The organism is Mangrovimonas sp. DI 80, from assembly GCF_001975575.1.
Taxonomy (GTDB): Bacteria; Bacteroidota; Bacteroidia; order Flavobacteriales; family Flavobacteriaceae; genus Mangrovimonas_A; species Mangrovimonas_A xylaniphaga.
Genome location: NZ_MSDT01000006.1, coordinates 337,826 through 358,637 on the forward strand (window position 1 = coordinate 337,826; position 20,812 = coordinate 358,637).

The 20,812-nt window shown below is 37.1% G+C and carries 16 protein-coding genes; 3 read left to right on the plus strand and 13 right to left on the minus strand.

Features of this window, described 5'->3' with window-relative positions:
• Positions 1-20: 20 nt before the first annotated feature.
• The 8 genes from BKM32_RS13485 to lysA all read right to left on the minus strand — a co-directional run bounded on the left by BKM32_RS13485 (position 21) and on the right by lysA (position 8,167).
• Complete coding sequence (locus tag BKM32_RS13485; RefSeq protein ID WP_076664263.1) at positions 21-356, minus strand: hypothetical protein; 336 nt, start codon at positions 354-356, stop codon at positions 21-23.
• Between the two features lie 202 nt (positions 357-558).
• On the minus strand, positions 559-1,740 hold the full coding sequence (locus BKM32_RS13490) for a DUF1624 domain-containing protein (RefSeq protein ID WP_076664265.1): 1,182 nt from the start codon (positions 1,738-1,740) through the stop codon (positions 559-561).
• 96 nt (positions 1,741-1,836) lie between these two features.
• Entirely contained in the window at positions 1,837-3,177 is a 1,341-nt protein-coding gene (locus tag BKM32_RS13495; protein ID WP_076664267.1) for a DUF418 domain-containing protein, read from the minus strand.
• 237 nt (positions 3,178-3,414) lie between these two features.
• Positions 3,415-4,077 (minus strand): hypothetical protein, encoded by a 663-nt coding sequence (locus tag BKM32_RS13500; RefSeq protein WP_083702189.1) that lies wholly within the window; start codon positions 4,075-4,077, stop codon positions 3,415-3,417.
• Between the two features lie 296 nt (positions 4,078-4,373).
• Positions 4,374-4,586 (minus strand): hypothetical protein, encoded by a 213-nt coding sequence (locus BKM32_RS13505; protein WP_076664271.1) that lies wholly within the window; start codon positions 4,584-4,586, stop codon positions 4,374-4,376.
• Positions 4,587-4,715: 129 nt separating this feature from the next.
• On the minus strand, positions 4,716-5,765 hold the full coding sequence (locus tag BKM32_RS13510) for an AI-2E family transporter (protein WP_076664273.1): 1,050 nt from the start codon (positions 5,763-5,765) through the stop codon (positions 4,716-4,718).
• Positions 5,766-5,776: 11 nt separating this feature from the next.
• A complete protein-coding gene (locus tag BKM32_RS13515; RefSeq protein ID WP_076664275.1) occupies positions 5,777-6,862 on the minus strand; it encodes an SRPBCC family protein in 1,086 nt (361 codons plus the stop codon).
• 99 nt (positions 6,863-6,961) lie between these two features.
• Positions 6,962-8,167 (minus strand): diaminopimelate decarboxylase, encoded by a 1,206-nt coding sequence (lysA, locus tag BKM32_RS13520; RefSeq protein WP_053975614.1) that lies wholly within the window; start codon positions 8,165-8,167, stop codon positions 6,962-6,964.
• Between the two features lie 212 nt (positions 8,168-8,379).
• On the opposite strand from lysA, the gene sucC reads away from it, so the two are divergent.
• Both sucC and BKM32_RS13530 read left to right on the plus strand, forming a co-directional pair.
• Positions 8,380-9,570: an ADP-forming succinate--CoA ligase subunit beta gene (sucC, locus tag BKM32_RS13525; RefSeq protein ID WP_076664276.1), complete on the plus strand. Its 1,191-nt coding sequence runs from the start codon at positions 8,380-8,382 to the stop codon at positions 9,568-9,570.
• A 173-nt stretch (positions 9,571-9,743) separates the two neighbouring features.
• Positions 9,744-10,100, plus strand: coding sequence for a hypothetical protein (locus BKM32_RS13530; RefSeq protein WP_053975612.1), 357 nt, complete (start codon positions 9,744-9,746; stop codon positions 10,098-10,100).
• A gap of 39 nt (positions 10,101-10,139) precedes the next feature.
• Here the strand turns inward: BKM32_RS13530 and BKM32_RS13535 are convergent, their stop codons facing one another.
• Positions 10,140-10,403, minus strand: coding sequence for a DUF1456 family protein (locus tag BKM32_RS13535; RefSeq protein ID WP_076664277.1), 264 nt, complete (start codon positions 10,401-10,403; stop codon positions 10,140-10,142).
• Positions 10,404-10,409: 6 nt separating this feature from the next.
• Positions 10,410-11,099 carry an alpha/beta hydrolase gene (locus BKM32_RS13540; protein WP_253187463.1) on the minus strand — a complete coding sequence of 230 codons (690 nt, stop codon included), beginning with the start codon at positions 11,097-11,099 and terminating at the stop codon, positions 10,410-10,412.
• 394 nt (positions 11,100-11,493) lie between these two features.
• Here BKM32_RS13540 and BKM32_RS13545 point away from each other — a divergent pair, with 394 nt between their 5' ends.
• Positions 11,494-11,895 (plus strand): hypothetical protein, encoded by a 402-nt coding sequence (locus BKM32_RS13545; RefSeq protein WP_053975610.1) that lies wholly within the window; start codon positions 11,494-11,496, stop codon positions 11,893-11,895.
• Positions 11,896-11,900: 5 nt separating this feature from the next.
• Here the strand turns inward: BKM32_RS13545 and uvrB are convergent, their stop codons facing one another.
• The 3 genes from uvrB to BKM32_RS13560 form a co-directional block, all read right to left on the minus strand.
• The gene (gene uvrB / locus BKM32_RS13550; protein WP_076664279.1) at positions 11,901-13,904 is read right to left on the minus strand and encodes an excinuclease ABC subunit UvrB; all 2,004 of its coding nucleotides are present in this window, start codon (positions 13,902-13,904) and stop codon (positions 11,901-11,903) included.
• Between the two features lie 97 nt (positions 13,905-14,001).
• Positions 14,002-18,846, minus strand: coding sequence for a T9SS type B sorting domain-containing protein (locus tag BKM32_RS13555; RefSeq protein WP_076664280.1), 4,845 nt, complete (start codon positions 18,844-18,846; stop codon positions 14,002-14,004).
• Between the two features lie 136 nt (positions 18,847-18,982).
• Positions 18,983-20,773 (minus strand): gliding motility-associated C-terminal domain-containing protein, encoded by a 1,791-nt coding sequence (locus BKM32_RS13560; protein WP_076664281.1) that lies wholly within the window; start codon positions 20,771-20,773, stop codon positions 18,983-18,985.
• Between the last annotated feature and the right edge of the window lie 39 nt (positions 20,774-20,812).

Below are 20,812 nucleotides of genomic sequence, written 5' to 3' on the forward strand. Positions count from 1 at the left end.
TGTTTCTTGAACATCCATATTTAATAAAGAATGTTATCCATAATCTTGTCCAAATTGCGTTCCATCATGGCAAAATTGCAGTCGGAGAAAAATACTTCGTACATTTCTCTTCTTAGCTGAGCCAATTCTATGTTGGAATAGTGGTGCAATTGTACCGTGTCATCAATTTTTTCAAAACGTTGTTCTTCTGTGTCACTGGAAAATTCCTGGTACATTTTCTCGAATGTCTCAGGAGAAGATTTGGACTTGATCAGGTTGATTTCAGCCTCCGATTCATGAGAATCTGCATTGGCACAAAGCAGTAGAATATAGACTTGCAATTCGGTTTTGGTCCAAGTGTTTGCCTCGGGTTTCATAATGTCAAATTTTAAGTTACACAAAAAATGTTCTTATGAATGGGGAGAATAATTGGTTTGCGATACCGTATTAAATATACTAAAGAATTGGTTAATTAGTGTGTAAATGTTTAAAATTCAATTTATTTCACAGGTTTGAGAAGGGTTTTAGCTGGCAGTTTTTTAATTCTTTATCCTGTTTTTAGTCATTTATTTGAAGCCCTTATAGATAACTGAGCCACCATTTCGCTTTGTTTTTAGCTTTGTACCTCATGTACTTTTTACAGATAGGGTAAAGAATGGCTATAATGATAATCCAAACTATATAAACCACAAATAAAGAGTACCCGTACGCGGCAATACTGGAAGGAGAAAGTCCACCTATTGATGCTGTTAGGTCACTCCAACTGCCTCCCAAAATCAAGATGCCTAGAATTGCCAAGACGTGGATAAGCAGTACATGCAGGAAATAATAGAATAATGGCACTCTTCCAAATACAATAAAAAAGTCCGTGATTTTTGTTTTGATACCTTCAAATGCATAAAGGAACAGCATAGCAGGCCCTAGTGTAATCAATACGTACAGTAAGGATGGCGGATATTTGGTGACATTGAAAAAGGACAAAACCGTAAATACAAAGTTCTTTTGTTTGGTCCATGGTACCATATCACCATAAATATTGATACCTCGAATAATGAAAAAGGCCGCAATGGCAAAAAGTCCAAATTGTAGTAACCATTTTTTTCTAGTAACGGCATTAAAATCCTTACTGTAAAGCACCCCAAAACAATAACCCAAAACCATCACGCCCAACCATGGGGCAATAGGATAGGCAAAAATGATAAAGTGGTCTTCTCCAAGTGGAATCCCTTGACGCTGATGGAATATGTACCAAAGTATGGAGCGAATATTAGACCCTTCAAAAGTAAAGCTGTCGAAAGTATTATGGGCGGCTATCAATATAGCTCCAATAACCAAGAGAATCTTTTTGGGGAGGAATATCAAAAAAGATAAGCCTACCATACAAAGTCCAATGGCCCAAATAACTTGGAGGACAATCAAATTGTATTCTGGATCGAATTGCCAAATAAGATTGTTCAGGACAATTTCAAGGAAGATCAACCATAGGCCTCTTGTAAAAAGGAATTTGAACAGTTGCGGTTTTGTTTTTCTGCTTCCGTAAAGAAAAGCTGAAGTTCCCGCCAAAAAAATAAAAACAGGCGCACAATAATGCGTTATGAACCTCGTAAAGAATAGAAATGGAGTGGTAGTTTCTAAATCGGTTGGATCGCTAATAGAATTTCCTATATGAAAATAATCCCTGGTATGGTCCAGAGCCATGAGTACCATGACCACGCCCCGCAAGAGGTCAATCGTTTCAATTCGGTTGGTTTTTATGAGCATAGGCAACTATCAGAGATTAAACCTAAGACTTGAGGAACTGAAATAAATATAGGCATAATAATCCATTGATTGTAAGAAACATTCGAAATTGCAAATTCAAGATTCGGTCGCTTTAACCGTTAAGGGTTGTTTGGCTTCAATTCTAAAAGGCTGTTTTTGTTTATAGGTCAAGGAGCGCCATAGCCATTCAAATGGGCCATATCTAAAATATTTGAGCCAAATGGGACTGTAGATTAATTGGGCAATCCAAATGGCAAAAACGATGTAATATAGTTGATGGCGTTCCAATTGTCCATAAAGTGAAAATCCAAATCCTAGAAAAATAAAGGCCACAATAATACTGTGTACTAAATAGTTGGTTAGGGCCATTCTGCCTACGGCTGCTAAAGACTTTTGAAGGAAGCCCAATATCCCGGATTTAATGAAAAGCATGATAAACCCTACATGGCCCAAGGTTGTGAATAGTCTTCCCAAATCATAGGTGATAAAGGTTTTGGAAGTTACAATGGGATCAAAGCTGCTTTTGATAAGTTGGGAGGTTTCATAATAGTTGACAGAAAGCCCTATACCATAACCAATGATTGCCATAAACCCATAATATTTAAAGGATTTTTCACCATGAAAGATTCTTAGGTTGAAAAATGCCATCCCCAGCAGCATATAACTGAAAACATCCCATAAGTCAAACCGATATAGAAACCAGCCTTGGCGTTCGGAATAGTGTTTCGCTTTGTAACTAAAAATAGACCAATAGCTGGGATTGCGCATTTCTGCAACTTGGTCGTCAATTTTTTCTTGGGGCATTTTGGTGCTCAATTTTTCCCATTTTCCCAAAGCGGCTGTCTGTTTCGAGGTCAAGGAATCGTTAGCTTTTTTTAAGGCAGTGGCTTCAAGTCCTTCTTTTTTGACTTTAAGAGTGTCCCTATATTCACTGTAAGTCCAAACCACCCCTAAACTTACCAATACTAAACCGCCTATGATTAATTTTTTGGAAGGGGTATTTCTAAATGGAAACAACATAAGTCCAAACACAGCATAATGGAACAGAATATCTCCATGCCATAAAAAAACGTAGGCGTTAATAATTCCAAAAATTAATAGCCATAAAAGACGTCTATAATAAATGTCGGCAGTTTTTATTCCTGCACCACTGCGTTCCAATCGGGAGGTTAGTAAAATCACTCCTGCTCCAAAAAGTAAGGTGAACAAGCCTCTCATGGTCCCTTCAAACAGCATATTGGTCATGATCCAAGCTTTTAGGTTTAAGCCTTCGGCTCCACCGGATATAGTAGGGTCCATATAGGCATAGGGAAGCCCCATGCCATTGATATTCATTAAGAGAATCCCTAGAAGGGCAACCCCTCGAATGACATCCAAAGAATTGATTCGCTCTTTGGATTTTGTCGGCTGTAATATTGTTTGATTAGTTGTTTCCATTGTGTTAGAGATTTTTGATGGTTTAGTGTTTGCTTTTTACTCTAATGGGGATTGATGGTGATATTGAATGTTGAAATGCTTGTTGACTATTTTTTTGACTAATGATTTGAAATATTGATTTAGAGTAGAGATTTGACTATATGGTTTTAGTTCTATAAAAGGAAGGGTTATCTAATCAGTGCATCTTCAGATAACCCACAACTTTTGTTAAATTTTTTATTTATGGAAAGTTCTCTTTTAGTTGGATGAAAGGTCTTCCATATAAGAGTACAGATAGGCCCAATCGGAAATTAAAGCAGATCTGAATTTTGCTCTTAGCTCGTCGGCTTTCTTCTTACCATGGGCTTTTTCATAAATCTCCCAAACTCCATCGGTGTCCTTGTCCAATTCAGCAAAATTTACAAATGGAATCGCAATAAAGAAATCGGCAACATCAGGGCCGCCACCAACTACATTATACCAAGTCCCTCTAATACCCCCACCTGAACTGCGCATTGTAGAGGATATTTCCTTGGTTACTTCTTTAAAGGCGGAATAATCTGAAATTTTCACATTGTAGGTCCAAACAACCTTGGTGCCTTCCAAAGGACTTGGTCTACTAATTTCGGGAATGGATTCTGCCAAATTGTACTGTACTTTGTCAACATGTGGCCAAATAAAATCCATGGCTTTTGAGCGGCAATTGTTGCTGGCCGTATCCTCGTCGTCTTTGTCCAATTCAGCCCAATTATTCATGGTACTAGTTAGCACGTAAACGTTGCCTTCTCCCTGAAACCGTTGCCACATGTTCCATTTAAAGGTACCGTTGTTATCGTTGTAGCATTTTTTCCACATCTTAACGCCTTCCTTAAACTGGGAGTTGTGGCCCATTTTTACGGTAAATTCTGTTAAGTTCAGCATTCGACGGTTAGATTGTGAAAGCAAGGACAGTGGTAGGCAAAATGTAACTAGAAGTAGGATAATGGTAAATTTTTGGAGTTGTAGGGAACTTTTGGGGTACAGATACTTTGTTTTCATAATTCATTGAATTTACAAGGGACTAGGACTGTTGTTAGCCTAATCTATTTGGATTAATTAGCAAAACATAACAAGTGTAAGTGTTCTAATGCACTGAAAAATTGGGTGAATTGGAGCGGTAAAATCTTTAAATAAGTGAGTTAAGACTGTGTTGTTAAGCGGAATTAGGGCTGTGCTTTTTATTTAATGACTTGGGAAATAAAGAAGGGAATGGGAGCCCTTTGTGTTGTTAAATATGAAAAGGCGAGTAAGTGCTCTCGGAAGTTGTCAAAAGCAAATAAAGATGCTACATGCAATTCTTCAATAAGCAGCGTCTGACTGACATTATGCTGATTTTTAGAGGTATTTATACCTGCTTTAAGGGCGAACAAAGCTGTTGGTCGTTTAGTCATACAAGCCTTAATTAATTGTTTAAAAAGACTTTAGGGTATTTTAAAGGTAAGGAAAATTATAATATCCTCACAGAATCGGCTTATTTGTTTTGAATAAAAGAGATGAAGTGTTAAATTAATAAAAATAATTTATTCGTTTTCTTGAGGCAAATGATGCCATTCCATGGGGTCTTTGGCGCCGTATTGCGCTTTGTAGGTTTTGATTAGAATTAAGAACAAACTGATGAGCAATGGTCCAAATATTAATCCAATAAATCCAAATAAAGGTACACCAACAATCACACCGACCAAAGTTATTAAAGGGTGGACATTATCCAGCTTTTTTAGAATAAACAAACGGATGATATTATCTGTTGATCCAACAACAACAAAACCATAAATAAGAACACCCCAAGCTTGGACGGTATGGCCGGCGGATAGGGTAATTAAAAATACAGGGAGGATTCCAACCAAAGTCCCTACAAAAGGAATCATAGATCCTATAATGGTAATCACAAACCAAAAAAACGGCGATTCCACTCCAAAGATGAGAAAGCCGATCAAGGCCACAATACCTTGGGCTATGGCTACCAAAGGAATTCCCAAGGCATTAGATCGTACCATGGCCTTAATTTCCTTGCCAACTTCAACCAAACCTTCTTTATTCATTGGGACATATTTGTTCAAGGAAGTTCCCAATTCTCTTCGGTTGGTGAGCATGTAATACAGCATGAAGTACATGATTCCAACCGCAATTACCGCATTAAATGTGCCTCCAGCAAAAGCCTGCAAATTTTCAGATAACCAGCTAGTTATTTTTGTCGTGTCTATTTGGGAGTTGATATCAAAGCCCACATAGCTTTCTACCTTGCCAAATTGTTCCTTGAAGGCATTGATTACTTCGGTACTGTTGTCCACGGCATGTCCTATCTTATTTCCCAGCATCCAAATAATACCTGCTACAGGTACCAGAATGATTAGAAATGACAAGAACATTAGGAAAATAGCAGCCGCGTTTACGCCCCATCGTTTTACTTTTACCAAATAGGTCATCCATTTTTGAAACAAAAAGTAAATGGTTATGGCTCCCAACACACCGGTTAGATAAGGAATCATTTCCAAGCAAATGAGATAGGCTATAAAAGTAATCAGGATAAGAAGAAAAACCTGTCGGATAACGGAGGGCGGAATTTGTTTCATATTGCGTTGGATTAATTTAAATATTTAGCGAGTAGGGAATGGAAGTGGTGGACCCCTTGCTCCCTTGTGGGAGAAAATCTTCCAGTATTATAAAATCTTGATTGCACACCTTTGTTGACAAGTTCTACTACAAATTCATCTTCACGTTCTACTTTGTCCAAAAGTGCGCCTGCACCCTTATCCAATTTAGTTTCGTCATAGACATAGGTGATAAAGGATACTTTGGTTTTGTTTAAACCTAATGGTTTTACGATATTGATTGATAATCCCCAAGGATAAAAATTGAACATCATGTTTGGAAATATCCAATAGTAGTAAGCAGCGACCTGTTTGCCGGAATCTATATGTTCTTTTGGAAGGTCAAAAACTTCTTCACTTGCATTGGTGTATCCAATTTGTAGATTGCAGTGGTCATATAAAACGGTGGTGTAATCTCCATAGTCCAAAACACTGTTTAAATCATCATGAACAAATGGAATGTGAAAGCCTTCCAAATAGTTGTCGCAGTACAAAGCCCAATGACAATTGACATGGTAATCCTTGCTGAGGTCCTGTCTTAATTTAAATTGGTGAAATGGTAAAAAACCGATGCGTTCTTTCATCGTATTCAATACAGAATTGAAGTCAAACAAAGGATCGAGACTTACAAAAATGAAGGGATCCAAAATGGCAACTGGGAATTCATGAAGGTTGTCGCAAGGCCTAGGGAAATTTTCGGCAGTATCGAATTCGGGCATGGATTTGAAAGTTCCATCCAGATTGAACCTTCGGCCATGGTAAATGCACTGCAAGTTTTTTTGTTTCCCTGGGTTTAAGACTACAATGTTTCCTCGATGGGGGCAAACATTGCTAAAGCACTTGATGCTTTGGTCGGAGGGTCTTACCAACACCAACGGTTCAGAAAGATAGTTGTCTAAAAGGTAAAACGGATAAACCGTTTCGGCAAAGGGTAATAGTTGCGTGTCACCTACCCATTGCCAAGACCTTAAAAAGATGTCTTCTTTAATGCTGTCGAAAACGTCTTGACTTCTGTAAAAATGTGCGGGTAGGGTTTCAGCCTCGTGGATGTTCTTATTGATAGTAAACTTGTGCGTCATAAATAGGGTTTAAAAGCAAAAACTAACCTCAATAAGATGAGTTTGAGTACAATAAATATATAAAAAAAGCGCTAATTTGTTAATTAGCGCTTTTTGTTTTTATAATTCAATCTCTATTTGATTTTTGATAATGTCCTCAAAGGTTTCCCTTTTTCTAATTAAATGGGCGGCGTCCTTGTACCAAAGGACTTCGGCTGGACGGAAACGTGAATTGTAGTTAGAGGCCATCGAATAACAGTAGGCCCCGGCATTTTTAAATGCCAAGATATCACCTTCGGTAATTTCCTTGATACGTCTGTTGCTAGCGAAAGTATCCGTTTCGCAGATGTAACCCACAACCGAATAAAAACGTTCTTTTCCTCTAGGGTTGGAAAGGTTGACAATTTCGTGTTGTGCCCCGTAAAGCATTGGACGAATCAAGTGGTTGAATCCAGTGTCTACTTGAGCAAATACCGTTGAGGTGGTTTGCTTGATAGCGTTTACTTTGGTTAAGAAAAATCCAGATTCGCTCACCAGAAACTTCCCAGGTTCGAAGGCTAAGGTTAATTCTTTTCCATAGTCTTTACAGAATTCGGTAAAGCGCTTGGTCAATTTCTTTCCAAACTCTTCTATATTGGTTTCGATGTCTCCCTCTTTATAAGGAACCTTGAATCCTGAACCAAAATCGATGAAATCCAAGTTTTTAAAATGCTTAGCGGTATCGAATAATATTTCACTTGCATATAGGAATACATCAATGTCCAAAATATCACTTCCTGTGTGCATGTGGATACCATTAATAGTCATTTGGGTGTTCTCAACAATGCGAAGGATGTGCGGGATTTGATGAATTGAAATTCCGAATTTACTATCAATATGCCCTACAGAAATGTTGGTGTTTCCACCGGCCATCACGTGAGGGTTGATTCTGATACAAACAGGCGTCTTTGGGTGAATGGTCCCAAATTGCTCCAAAATTGAAAGGTTGTCAATATTGATTTGTACTCCCAATTTAGCAGCTTCCTCAATTTCTTCCAAGGATACACCATTTGGAGTGAAAATGATACGCTCTGGAGTAAATCCAGCAGCTAATCCTAATTTCACTTCTTGAATGGAAACAGTATCCAAGCCAGAGCCTAAGCTGTTCAACAACTTTAAAACGGAAATGTTGGAAAGTGCTTTAGCAGCATAGTTGATTTTCAACTGTTTCACCTTACTAAACGCAGATGTTAAACGTTTATACTGGGAAGCAATTTTTTCAGCATCATAAACATAAACTGGACTCCCAAAATTCTGAGCGATTTCAAGTAAGGTGTTTGTTTTCATTTTAAAATTTTTTAAGACGCCGCAAAACTAACAAAAGAATTTCTTATTAAGACCATAAACCAAGGCGTATTAACGCTTCTTTATGCAACTTTTTTAACCTAGGAATACTTCCTTTAAAAATTATTGGTAAAAAGTTATAGGTTGTTTACTTTTGTTCACCATAAATTTAAAAAGTGATTCTCTTTTAGGAGATAACAAATAGATTATAACAGATGAATTTACACGAGTATCAAGGAAAAGAAATATTAAGCAGTTTTGGAGTGCGTGTCCAAAGAGGTATCGTAGCCCAAAACGCTCAAGAGGCTGTTGCTGCAGCAAAACAACTAACCGCTGAGACTGGAACCGGATGGCATGTGATTAAAGCACAGATCCATGCGGGTGGACGTGGAAAAGGAGGAGGTGTAAAGTTGGCCAAAAACCTTCAGGAAGTTGAGCAGTTGGCAGGTCAAATCATTGGAATGAATTTGATCACCCCACAAACTTCGGCCGAAGGGAAAAAAGTACACCAAGTATTGGTTGCTGAGGATGTTTACTATCCAGGAGCTAGCGAGCCAGAAGAATTCTACATTTCTGTGTTGTTAAACCGTGGTACTGGTCGTAACATGATCATGTATTCTACCGAAGGAGGTATGGATATTGAAACTGTTGCTGAAGAAACTCCACACTTAATTTTTACTGAAGAAGTAGATCCAGCTGTTGGACTTATGCCATTCCAAGCAAGACGTATTGCTTTCAACTTAGGATTGTCTGGAAACGCTTTTAAAGAAATGACTAAGTTCGTAGCAAGTTTATATACTGCTTATGTGAAATCTGATGCTTCTTTATTTGAGATCAACCCTGTGTTGAAAACAAGTGATGACAAAATCATGGCTGTAGATGCTAAGGTGACTATCGATGACAATGCACTTTACAGGCACAAGGATTATGTAAACTTAAGAGACTTGCGTGAGGAAAATCCAATTGAAGTTGAAGCTAAAGAAGTTGGTTTGAACTACGTTGATTTGGACGGAAACGTGGGATGTATGGTAAACGGAGCTGGATTGGCCATGGCAACTATGGATTTGATCAAGCAAGCTGGAGGTGAGCCTGCAAACTTCTTGGACGTAGGTGGTACTGCCGATGCTGCTCGTGTTGAAGCTGCTTTCAAAATCATCTTGAAAGATCCTAACGTAAAGGCTATCTTAATCAATATCTTTGGAGGTATTGTACGTTGTGATAGAGTTGCTCAAGGAGTTATTGATGCTTACAAGAACATGGGAACTATCAATGTGCCAATTATTGTACGTCTTCAAGGAACCAATGCAGACATTGCCAAGGAATTGATTGACAATTCAGGATTGGATGTATTGAGTGCAACTGAATTCCAAGAAGCTGCCGATAAAGTACAACAAGTTTTGTCGTAAGGCAAAACCGCTTATAATATTATATATGAAGAAGACTGAAGCCTTATAGGTTTCAGTCTTTTTTTGTTAATAATGTTAAAAGTCGTTAAGGTGGCGTTAATAACTCGATTTAAGTGTAACATTTTTGCTTACTTATAGTCTATTAAGTATCAATCATTTAAAATCGAACATTTATGAAAACAATTAAAGGGCTTTTATTGGCGGTAGCAATTATCTCCAGTAGTGTACTTATGGCAAGTACATCGCCAAAAACAACTGCCACAACAAAAAGTGCTGAAGCAACTGCAATTTCAAATGAAATTAACCATTTTTTGGTAGAACCAAATTTTGTGTTGGAAGAAGATGTAATGGCTTACGCTACAATTACGTTTAACCATGATAACGAAATTGTCGTACTTTCTGTAGACAGCCCAAATGAGGCTGTAGAAGAATTTGTAAAGGAACGTTTAAATTATAAAAAGTTACCTTTTAATATCTACAACAAAAAACAAACCTTTTTGGTTCCAATAAAACTGGATGTAGAAGAGTAAATAATTTTACCGTTTGAAAAACTCCTAAGCAACTTTTGTTTAGGAGTTTTTTGTAGGGTTATTTTGTTGCTTATTAGTTTTGTCAGGCATCGGTCCACGCATATGAATAATCAATCCATTTAAAAAGTTGCGAAGAATTTGATCGCCGCATTCCATGTATTTAGGATGGTCTTCTTTTCTGAAAAAAGCGCCCAATTCGCTTTTTGAAATTCTAAAGTCTACCAACTCCAGAATTTTTACAATTTCTTCATCCCTTAATTTTAGGGCTACTCTCAATTTTTTGAATATATCGTTATTAGTCATAATTCTTTAATTTTTAATTAGCCAATTGTAGGCTTCAGCAAATTGTGATTTCCAAAAAGCTTCATTATGCTGGCCGCCATCAATTATTTTATTTACTATGTTTTCTTCTGTAACACCCTGTGATTTAAGGAGAGTTATCATTTTGTTTTGATCTGTTACCCCAGTGTCACTTTCTTCGGTTCCTATTAAAAAGTAAAACCTTGAGCTGTTTGGAATTTGTGCTGCTCTTGCAAAATCGTAAATCTCTTCACTATACCAAAATGAAGGGGAAAAAACGCCTGCATTTCCAAAGACCTCAGGATACTTTACTACTGCGTAAAAGGCCATAAGCCCTCCAAGGGAAGATCCCCAGAAGGTAGTAAATTGAGCATTGGACTTTGTTTTGTAATGTTGGTCTATATAGGGCTTAAGTGTGTTGATAACAAAATCGAGGTAGTTGTCTCCGTTTCCTCCCCCGTATTCTGAATTTGCATAAGGAGTGAGTTCGTCGAGGCGTTTGGCATTGCCATGTTCAATTCCTACAACAATGGATTGTTTGGTTATAAGGCTATCCATAAATTCATCAACACCCCATTCGCCAACATAAGACGTTTCATTATCAAACAGATTTTGGCCATCAGCCATATAAATTACTGGATAGGTTTCTTTTGAGCTGTTATAGGAGCTAGGAAGGTAAATCCATATTTTTTTTGTCATATTCAATTGCGGAGCTTGTATTGTGAAATGCGAGACATTTTTAGAAGCAGTGCTCTGTGCATTGACAGTTAACGAGCAAACGGCGATTAAAATATAAATATGGATGGCTAAAATGACCTTCATTAGAAACTTCTGGAAAAAGAACTTTACAAATTTAGGCAAATAACTACAGTGCCGTTTATCGAACTTTGATTTTTACAATTTATTATTCGTCGTTTCCGGATAAATTATGTAAATTGCTGATTTCCAACATATTAAATGATTAATAGCATACCAACGTAAAAAAAGGAGGACGAACGGTATTTTTTTTTTCGATAACAGACTATAAATCAACGATGATCCAAAATAATATCTTTCTAATTTTAAATGAAGTAAAATATTAGATCCCTTAGGTATGATAAACCGTGTTGAAAAATTGAGCTTACTTTCGGAGATGATTGCTTTTGCTCAAGCAGATGACAATATGAAGATTATTGAATATAAATTCCTTTTGGGGGTAGCCAAGCAATTGGATATTTCTAGGGAAGATTTCGATTATCTTTTTAAGCACCCCGTTACCTATGTACATTTAAAGTCGCATAGCGAACGTATTGTTCAATTCCACCGATTGGTACTTTTGATGAATTTGGACAATGAAATATCCAGAAAAGAATTGAGAAAACTCCACAATTTTGGATTACGAATGGGTTTAAGTCATGAGTCCATTAATAAAGTGTTGGACTTGATGGAAAGTTTTCCCAATAAAATTGTTCCTCCAGATTTCTTAATAGATATATTTAAGATTCAGTATAATTAATGGTATTATACTTTTAAGGCGTCCAATTTGGTTTGATAGGCCTTAATTTCATCCCTAAACTGCGCAGCTAGCATAAAGTCTAAAGCTTTTGCAGCGTCTTCCATAAGCTTTCTTTTATCTCGAATTTTCTTCTCCAATTCTGCTTTGGATAAGTATTCGCTTTCAGGTTCGGCAGCCTTGGCAGCTTTGAGCTCGTAGCTGTATGTGCTCACAGAATTTTTGGTGAGTACATTGTCTAAACTTTTATTAAGTGGTTTTGGGGTAAGCTTATGTTTGGTGTTGTAGGCAATTTGCTTTTCGCGACGATAGTTGGTTTCGTCAATGGTTTTTTGCATGCTTCCAGTGATTTTATCGGCGTACATAATAGCTTTACCATTTACATTCCTTGCCGCTCTACCAACGGTTTGGGTTAGAGAGCGGTTGGATCTTAGGAAACCTTCCTTGTCCGCATCCAAAATGGCTACCAAGGAAACTTCTGGAAGGTCAAGACCCTCACGAAGAAGATTGACACCCACTAATACATCAAATAACCCCTTTCTTAAATCCTGCATGATTTCAACTCGTTCCAAGGTGTCTACATCACTATGGATATAACGGCAACGGATTTGGATACGGTCTAAATATTTGGTCAACTCTTCCGCCATACGTTTGGTAAGGGTCGTTACCAAAGTACGTTCGTCCTTTTCAACCCGTTGTTGTATTTCTTCTATCAAATCATCAATTTGATTTAAACTTGGACGAACCTCGATAATAGGATCCAACAATCCTGTTGGACGAATCACCTGTTCTACATAAGCACCTCCTGATTTTTCCAATTCATAGTCTGCAGGCGTAGCACTTACATAGATGACTTGGTTTTGAAGCGCTTCAAATTCTTCAAACTTTAAAGGGCGGTTGTCCATGGCAGCGGGCAATCTAAATCCATATTCTACCAAATTCTCTTTCCGGCTTCGGTCACCTCCATACATGGCATGTACTTGGGAAATGGTCACGTGGCTTTCATCCACAACCATCAAATAGTCGTCTGGGAAATAGTCTAAAAGGCAGAACGGACGTGTTCCGGGCTCTCGACCATCCAAATACCTTGAATAGTTTTCAATTCCAGAACAATAGCCCAATTCCCTAATCATTTCAAGGTCAAATTCCGTACGTTCCTTAAGGCGTTTTGCTTCTAAATGTTTGCCAATTTCTGTAAAATAATCATACTGTTTTACCAAATCGTCTTGGATATTTTTAATAGCCCCTTGCAAAACATCTGGTGATGTCACGAACATATTGGCAGGGTAAATATTGAGTCTGTCGTATCTTTCAAGCACTTCGTTGGTCTGAACATTAAAAGCTTCGATATCCTCAATTTCATCCCCAAAAAAATGGATTCTAAAAGCATGATCGTCGTAACTAGGGAAGATATCAACAGTATCTCCTTTTATTCTGAAATTTCCATGGTTGAATTCAGCTTCGGTACGTGAGTACAAGCTTTGCACCAACATGTGAAGTAATTTGGTTCGAGAAATTATTTGGTCCCTTTCCAATGAAATGACATTCTTTTGAAACTCCACAGGGTTCCCAATACCATACAAACACGAAACCGAGGCAACCACTAATACGTCTCGCCTTCCTGAAAGCAGGGAAGAGGTCGCGCTCAAACGCATTTTTTCGATTTCCTCGTTAATGGAAAGATCCTTTTCTATATAAACTCCCGTTACAGGGATATAAGCTTCAGGTTGGTAATAATCGTAATACGAAACAAAATATTCTACGGCATTGTCAGGAAAAAACTGCTTGAATTCCGAATACAATTGAGCGGCCAAAGTTTTGTTATGGGCCAACACCAGGGTAGGTCGTTGAACTTTTTCAATAACGTTGGCAACAGTAAAAGTTTTACCAGAGCCCGTTACTCCCAAAAGAGTTTGGTATCTGTCACTTCCTTCAATACCCGCAACCAGTTGTTTAATGGCTTGAGGTTGATCCCCGGTAGGACCAAATTCTGATTTTATTTTGAAACGCATAGCGCAAATTTACACGTTTGCATTGCGTGAACAAAAAGAAATGAGGGCTATAAAGCGATGATTGGCATAAATTTAACAGGTGGTATTTAAGAAATATCTATCGACGAAGCGCAAAATGCCCACGGACTTCAAATTCAATATCTCCGCGTTTTACATTGGCCACAAACCAATAATCTGACGCGGGCATTAAATGGCCATTGTAAGTACCGTCCCAACCTTCTGAGTCTGACGATAGTTGTTTGAGCAGTTTTCCAAATCGGTCATATATATAAACGATAGTGCCAGGTAATGTTTCCACTCCTGCAATATGCCATGTATCTGCATATCCATCGTGATTTGGTGTCATGAACTTTGGAGCATCCACGACCACAATTTCTTTGCTAACTTCAGAACATCCATTCAAATCAATTACGGTGATAGTATGGTATCCATAGGTGACATTTTCAAAGACATTGGATTCCTGAGGTTCCTCATCATCCCATTGATAATGATAGTCTCCAATTCCGCTTACGGTTACAGTCACATTATTAGGATCTGAGAAGTCCAAAACTTCAGTAAATTCTATATTAGCTTTCTCAGATTCGGTGATTGTAAACTCACTTGTAGTACTACATCCATCCAATGTGGTTACAGTAACAGAGTAAATACCTATTTCGTCAATTTCAATTTCCGCGGTTGTGTCTCCTGTAGACCAGAGGTAAGTATCTCCCTCCACAGAGGTATTGGCGTCAATAACTAATGGTAAATTATCTAAACAGATAGCTTGGTTTGGGATCTCAACAATAGGTTTTGGATTAACAAAAACCTTGAATTGAGTAATGCTAAAACAACCTGTTTCGTTGTTTTCTACTCTGGCATAGACTATCTGTTGATCTTGTAAATTGGAAGGTTGGCTAAGTGCATTTTTTCTAGCACTGGCGTATACTTCATCTGAATAGTAAGTGACTGAGAATTTTGTAGGGTCTTGAGCTCCTAAAATAGTAGTATCCTGTCCGGAAAGATCAAAAGTTAAAAAACCATCATAATCATCATCGCAATCTTCCAAATCTGGAGGGGTGTTTACATTGGGCAATTCATTTACATTCAATATAAAGGAGTAGGTGCTGACACAACCTGTCTCATTATATTCAGCTCTAACATGAATTGTATCGTTATATGATTGATAAGTGTACTCTGTAGAAATAGGATTTATATTATTCTGGGCATCTTCCGCGGTTTCAAAATAGTTGAAAGTAACTCCATTGGTGTCGTTCAGCAGTAAACTGTTTGTTTCATTAAGATCATAGAAGTTGTTTTCGTTTTCACAGATTTCAACATTTCCTATTTGATTTATAGGAGGAGGTAGATTGACTATAAGATCAATTGGGATGGCCAAATAACAACCAGAGACTGTATTGGTAATTCTAAAATAGACGGTTTGCGGGGTGGTTACATTGTTATAAAAAGTAGGGTCAAGGATTTCGTAAGCCTCATTGTCCAAGTCTTCTAAAGTTTCATAATAGGAAATGATAATGTTTTCCTGTCTTACATCTAAAATATCTACCTCTGTTTGTGTTAAGTCAAAAGTAACAATGCCATCATTGTCTGTATCGCATTGCACTAGGGGTAAGGCGGGGTTTGCCTCTGGTGCTTGTATGACATTTAGTTCGAAGCTTGTTATTGAATTACAGAAAGTTCCGTTGTTAAGATTTGCATAAATTGTTTGTGGATTGGTGGTATTGGTATAATTTCGGGGAAGAGGTTTATTTCCGCTTTCGGCATCAGCTAAAGTAAGATGGAAAGTAAAGTCAATAGTTTCATCTATACCTTGGGTAATTTCAATGATTTTTTCATTAAGGTCGAACTCTTCAAATCCATCATTGGCAATATCGTCACACACAAACCAATCAATTGGCTTGTTGAACTGAGGGTTAGTGCCCATTTCTATGGAAAAAGAAGAAGTGATGAAGCAATCTTGATCGGTAATGTTTTCCATTCTTATATAGATAATCTGTGGATTGCTTGTATTTTGGTAAGGAGCATTTTTGTCAATAGCGGCATTTCTGTTTTCAGCATCAGATAGAGATGTAAAATACAGAATTTGTTTACCTGTCTGTCCATTTAAAATTTCATCGTCTTTTGTTATAAAGCTAAAATCTCCGATGTCATCACTATCTTGTTCACAAATTTTATAGTCACTAATTGTTGTTGATATTTGGGGTAAAGTATTAATGTAGATATCTAAAGGTTCGATAGAGAAACATGAACTGTCTCCATTTTCAACCCTTACATATAAAGTTTTAGTATTTGTAGTATAATTGTTTGGTTCCAGAATAGGTTCAGTTCCTGTATCAGCATCCTCAAAGCTATTATGGAATGTAATAGTTTTGTTTGTAGTGTCGGAAATTATCTCAGAAATTTTTGAAGTAAGATCAACTATGTGTATTCCATCCTCATCATCGTCACAAATTTTAATTGGTGAAGGGGTATTGGTGGTAGGAGCTAGTAATACAGTTATTTGAAATGAGTTAGTAGAGGAGCAACCTGTTTCATCAAAACGAATCCTTGTGTAGAAAGTTTGAGGGTTCGAGGTATTGGTATACTTATTTGGAAGTGCATGCAAGTTGGCTTCAGCGTCAGCTTTGGTGGCAAAATAACTTACTGTATACTCCGATTGTCCTCCAGTTACAAGGCTGTCAAAAGAAGTAAGGTCTATTAAAGTGAAACCATCTTGATCGTCGTCGCAATATTCTTTGTTTCCAATAGATTCAAATTCATTGATGCCAGTTATAAATAGTTCTATTTCTGCATATTCTTCACAGGTAGGGCTACTAATAGTCAAATACAATTTTTGAGGATATTCTGTTGGGGTGAAAGGCTCAGTTTGATTTAATTCACCAATTTTATTTTCTCTATCACTTTCGGATAGGTAAAAAGCAATAGTCACATCCGGAATATTATTGGCAATGGTTACAGCTATACTGCCCAAATCAAAATTCTCGTAGCCATCATTGCTGATATCACATACTGAAATATCTTGGATGTTAGTTCCTGTTAGTAATAGGTTTGGGTGGATTTCAAAAGAGGTTACTGAGGCGCAGCCGGTGATATCATCTACTACCCGAATGTAAACAGTTTGTACTTCAAAATCTTCGTTGTCGTAACTAGAAGGGTTTGGAATAGGGTTATCTCCTAAAAGTGCATCTTCATAAGTTTCGTGAAATGTGGAGGATACTCCTGTAAGACCATTCAGGACTTGATCAATAATGGTATTTAGGTCAAATGTGGCGTAACCGTCGTGTTCTGTATCACAGGCATCGATATATAAATCTTCCGAATTAATAACAGGATTGCTTTTTATTATAATGTCAAGAGTTGTCGTAGAGGCGCAGCCTGTTTGAGAATCAATTACCCTAACAAAGAGCTGCTCTGTGGGATTTGTGTTAGTGTAAGGTGAAGGTAAAGGATTATCTCCTGAATTGGCATCAGCTTGAGAGTAATGGTAAGTTACCTGCAAATTACTTTGTCCAGAGGTTATTTCTTCGTTCTTTTCTGTTAGGTCAATGTTTGTCAAACTATCAGGATTACTATCATCGCATACCAAAAGATCTGTGGGGTCTACAATTACAGGAAGTGGATTGACTACTAGATTAAAACTACTATAGGCCAAGCATCCATTATCAATATCTTCAATTCTTACGTAAATAGCTTCTGGGCTTGTTGTGTTTTGTATTGGAGCTGTTATTGGATCTGAATTGTTTTCGGCATCTGTCTGTGAATAATGATAGGATATAGCATAGTTTGATTGCGGCACAGATTCTAAAACGACATTATTCATTGAATTTAAATCAAAGGTTTCGGTGCCATTGTTGCCAGGATCATCGCAAATTTCAAAATCATCTATAGGGCTAGCTGTTTGGGTAGAGCTCAGATTTACGATTACAGTATCCTCAATTAGACAAGTGCTATTGGAAATAGGGATTTCAATAACTACTTTATAGGTCCCTGATTGGGTTACGTTAAGTGTAGGTTGTGTTTCTCCAGAAATAAGGGAGTCATCCAAATACCAAGAGTACGCAGCTATAGGATTATGAATATCTCCATTTAGGATTTCCGAAGCGGCACAAGTGGTAAGATCGTCTCCCAAATCAACATTGGTGTTGAAACTATTTCCTTCTATAAAAACTGCGGAATCGTAATTTTCGTCGGTTTGATCTGCAATAACCAATTTAACATGATATTGGACATTGGGAGTAATGGGGGCTGTTGCGGTCATAACAGCAGTACGACCATTAAAATTAGTGTCCCCAATACTGTATCCTGCAAAGTATTCCTCATTTTCGGAGGGACAATTATTTCCCATAGCATAGCCTGAAATTTCATCGTGAATGGTATTGGTATTTACAGGAGTGGAAGTTCCTGGGATTACCGCTATATTTGTATAAGGACCTGTGTTGCCGGTTTCTTTGATTAAAAATGCAAATCCGTCGGAATTTTGACAAGGGTAATGGTCAATATATTCTTCGGATGCCAAAATATAATTGAATTGTATTTGATTGGAAATAGATACAAAATCAAATTCTATGGAAGTAGCATTAACAGTACCACTAATATTCAATGCATTTTCCAAATCTGTATCTGCTCCCCAATTAGGCTCCCCTTCATTTAAAATATTTGTATTAGGAGTGTTTCCTGCAGAAGTAGCATTACCCGTAGATAAAATAATTCCTTTTTGGAATGGAAAATTTGAAGTGGATTTTTCAAAATACCCAAAACTTTGAAAACCATTAACACTCCCATTTATTTGAGAAGTTACATTGGAAATTTCAACACACCCTTGTACTAGTATATCTTCAATAAGCTTTTGAGCAGAGTATGAATTGTCCACCGAAATTTGCTGGGAAAATATGGGATTACATAAAAAACAGGCAAAGATTAGTAAGGATATTTTGAATGCTTTCATGACAAGAGGTTAAAGCTTTCCATACTTTTGCATGCTATTTGGGGCATGTTTTAATTTCAAGCTAATTATTTAGTCGGCAAAAGTACTGAAAATTAGATGAAAAGCAAAAAAACACGACTAAAGGAGATTGAAAGTTTTAATAATTAATATAAACCCATCCAACGATGTCTTTATAGTTAGGGTCGTTTAAATCTAAAATGTAATAGTAGGTTCCTACAGGCATAAGATTGCCAACATTATTTAAGCCTTTGTTGGATCTACCTTCCCAAGGAGTTGTATTGTTGCCTTCAAAAATTAAGACACCGTTTCTGTTAAATATTTTTAGTTTATGCTTTTCAAAGATATCATAAAGACCTTGGATGTTAAACCAATCATTTAAGCCATCTGAATTAGGGGAGAAACCTTCAGGAATAAAAGGGGGACAATTTTCAACTATAATATCAAAACTATAAACGGTGTAACAATAATCGTTTTCAACTTTAACAAAAATTGTTTGGGGGCTAGTGATATTGGAATAGTTATTAGTATTGAAAATTTCATTTTCGTTATTCTTTAAATCTTCCAAGGAAGTATAAAATGAATAGGTTTCGGAATTCAGAGGTAAACTTTCGAGTATTTCTTCTAAGTTGAAATAGGCTGTGTCAAATCCTTCGTCACAGGCCACGTTTGTCTGTAAGACTTCAGGAGGAGGAACGATTAACAGTTCAATATAGGTGTTTTCCGTATTGTTTTCTTCATTCAGTTCTGTAACAATTCCCGAGTTTACACCGGTGTCATCAACAGATAACGTTAGGATAAAATCATCTTCAACGCTTTCGGGTATAAGTATTGTGATAGTGTTTGATTCTGAACCATCAATAGGAATGTTGTTAAGTGTATAGCTTTGACCTACTAAAACCGAATTGGCATATAAGGCTATTGGCGTATTGGCAGGAAGGATGTCTGTTGAGTTGGTATTGAAAACCGTATAGGTTATTTCAATACCCCTATCATCACATTCTAAAGTGTAGCTATCTAAAGTAATTTTAGCATCTGGAAGCTGATTGTTTAAAACTGTGATGATATTATTGATTATTACAAGGTCTTGGCCTGAAGTGAGCTCTATGATTGCGGAAGAATCTCCTATAGAGATGTTATTTTGAAGATTGTAAACATCAATATCCATGTTGTATAAGTTGGATGAACCTGTGAAACTATTTGTACCATTGAAGGCATTGTTGGGAGGGTTTAAAGGAGGATTTCCTATAACTTTTCCATTGATTGTTAACTGTTCACTGACAGCTAAAGAAGCGTCACCTTCCCATGCAATGAATCCTATTTTTGAACCTTCATTGTCCAGAACATTTAAGTTATCTAACTTAATGCTTAGCATATCAGGAACACTTTGCAAGCCGTCATAAACGTTTAGTTGATTTAGAGGGAGATTATTATCCTTAAATATGATCACAATGGCCCAACCCGCAAAGTTTGTGCCCGTAGGACAATATGATGGGATTTCTTCGGAAACATCAAGGTCGGATATATTATATTCTCCAGAACCATTTTCCAGAAATATTGAAGTAACATCTGTAAAAGCTGCAAAAAAGGCTAATTCAGAGTCATTATTAGAAAAAATGTTTGAAAATTTCCGTTCAGCTATAATATCTATATCATTAACTTTAATCTCGAAATCTCCAGGTCCACTTCCAGCCCAATATAAATAGGCAGCAATAATATTTTGGTTCGAATTTAAATTTAAAGATGCGGAAGAAGAGGTTAAAATTTCACAAGGGTCATCAGTACCATTTTCTACAAGATTAAGGGTGTTTCCAATGGCTGTATAGTCGTACCGTCCATTAAATTGCTTGTATAATGAAATATCTTGTCCAAAGCAGTAGGTGTTATAGCAGAAAAGTATGAGGCAATTTAGTAATTGTTTACTTCTCATAGGTCGGCTTTAAGTTGTTAATTTAGTGAAATTTAACTA

Excerpts from the sequence above, each read along its gene's own strand:
- BKM32_RS13510 (WP_076664273.1), bottom strand. The coding sequence starts at position 5,765 with ATGAAACAAATTCCGCCCTCCGTTATCCGACAGGTTTTTCTTCTTATC.
- BKM32_RS13540 (WP_253187463.1), bottom strand. The coding sequence starts at position 11,099 with ATGACAAAAAAAATATGGATTTACCTTCCTAGCTCCTATAACAGCTCA.
- lysA (WP_053975614.1), bottom strand. The coding sequence starts at position 8,167 with ATGAAAACAAACACCTTACTTGAAATCGCTCAGAATTTTGGGAGTCCA.
- sucC (WP_076664276.1), top strand. The coding sequence starts at position 8,380 with ATGAATTTACACGAGTATCAAGGAAAAGAAATATTAAGCAGTTTTGGA.
- BKM32_RS13505 (WP_076664271.1), bottom strand. The coding sequence starts at position 4,586 with ATGACTAAACGACCAACAGCTTTGTTCGCCCTTAAAGCAGGTATAAAT.
- BKM32_RS13545 (WP_053975610.1), top strand. The coding sequence starts at position 11,494 with ATGATAAACCGTGTTGAAAAATTGAGCTTACTTTCGGAGATGATTGCT.
- uvrB (WP_076664279.1), bottom strand. The coding sequence starts at position 13,904 with ATGCGTTTCAAAATAAAATCAGAATTTGGTCCTACCGGGGATCAACCT.
- BKM32_RS13515 (WP_076664275.1), bottom strand. The coding sequence starts at position 6,862 with ATGACGCACAAGTTTACTATCAATAAGAACATCCACGAGGCTGAAACC.
- BKM32_RS13495 (WP_076664267.1), bottom strand. The coding sequence starts at position 3,177 with ATGGAAACAACTAATCAAACAATATTACAGCCGACAAAATCCAAAGAG.
- BKM32_RS13500 (WP_083702189.1), bottom strand. The coding sequence starts at position 4,077 with ATGCTGAACTTAACAGAATTTACCGTAAAAATGGGCCACAACTCCCAG.
- BKM32_RS13560 (WP_076664281.1), bottom strand. The coding sequence starts at position 20,773 with ATGAGAAGTAAACAATTACTAAATTGCCTCATACTTTTCTGCTATAAC.
- BKM32_RS13535 (WP_076664277.1), bottom strand. The coding sequence starts at position 10,403 with ATGACTAATAACGATATATTCAAAAAATTGAGAGTAGCCCTAAAATTA.
- BKM32_RS13555 (WP_076664280.1), bottom strand. The coding sequence starts at position 18,846 with ATGAAAGCATTCAAAATATCCTTACTAATCTTTGCCTGTTTTTTATGT.
- BKM32_RS13530 (WP_053975612.1), top strand. The coding sequence starts at position 9,744 with ATGAAAACAATTAAAGGGCTTTTATTGGCGGTAGCAATTATCTCCAGT.
- BKM32_RS13490 (WP_076664265.1), bottom strand. The coding sequence starts at position 1,740 with ATGCTCATAAAAACCAACCGAATTGAAACGATTGACCTCTTGCGGGGC.
- BKM32_RS13485 (WP_076664263.1), bottom strand. The coding sequence starts at position 356 with ATGAAACCCGAGGCAAACACTTGGACCAAAACCGAATTGCAAGTCTAT.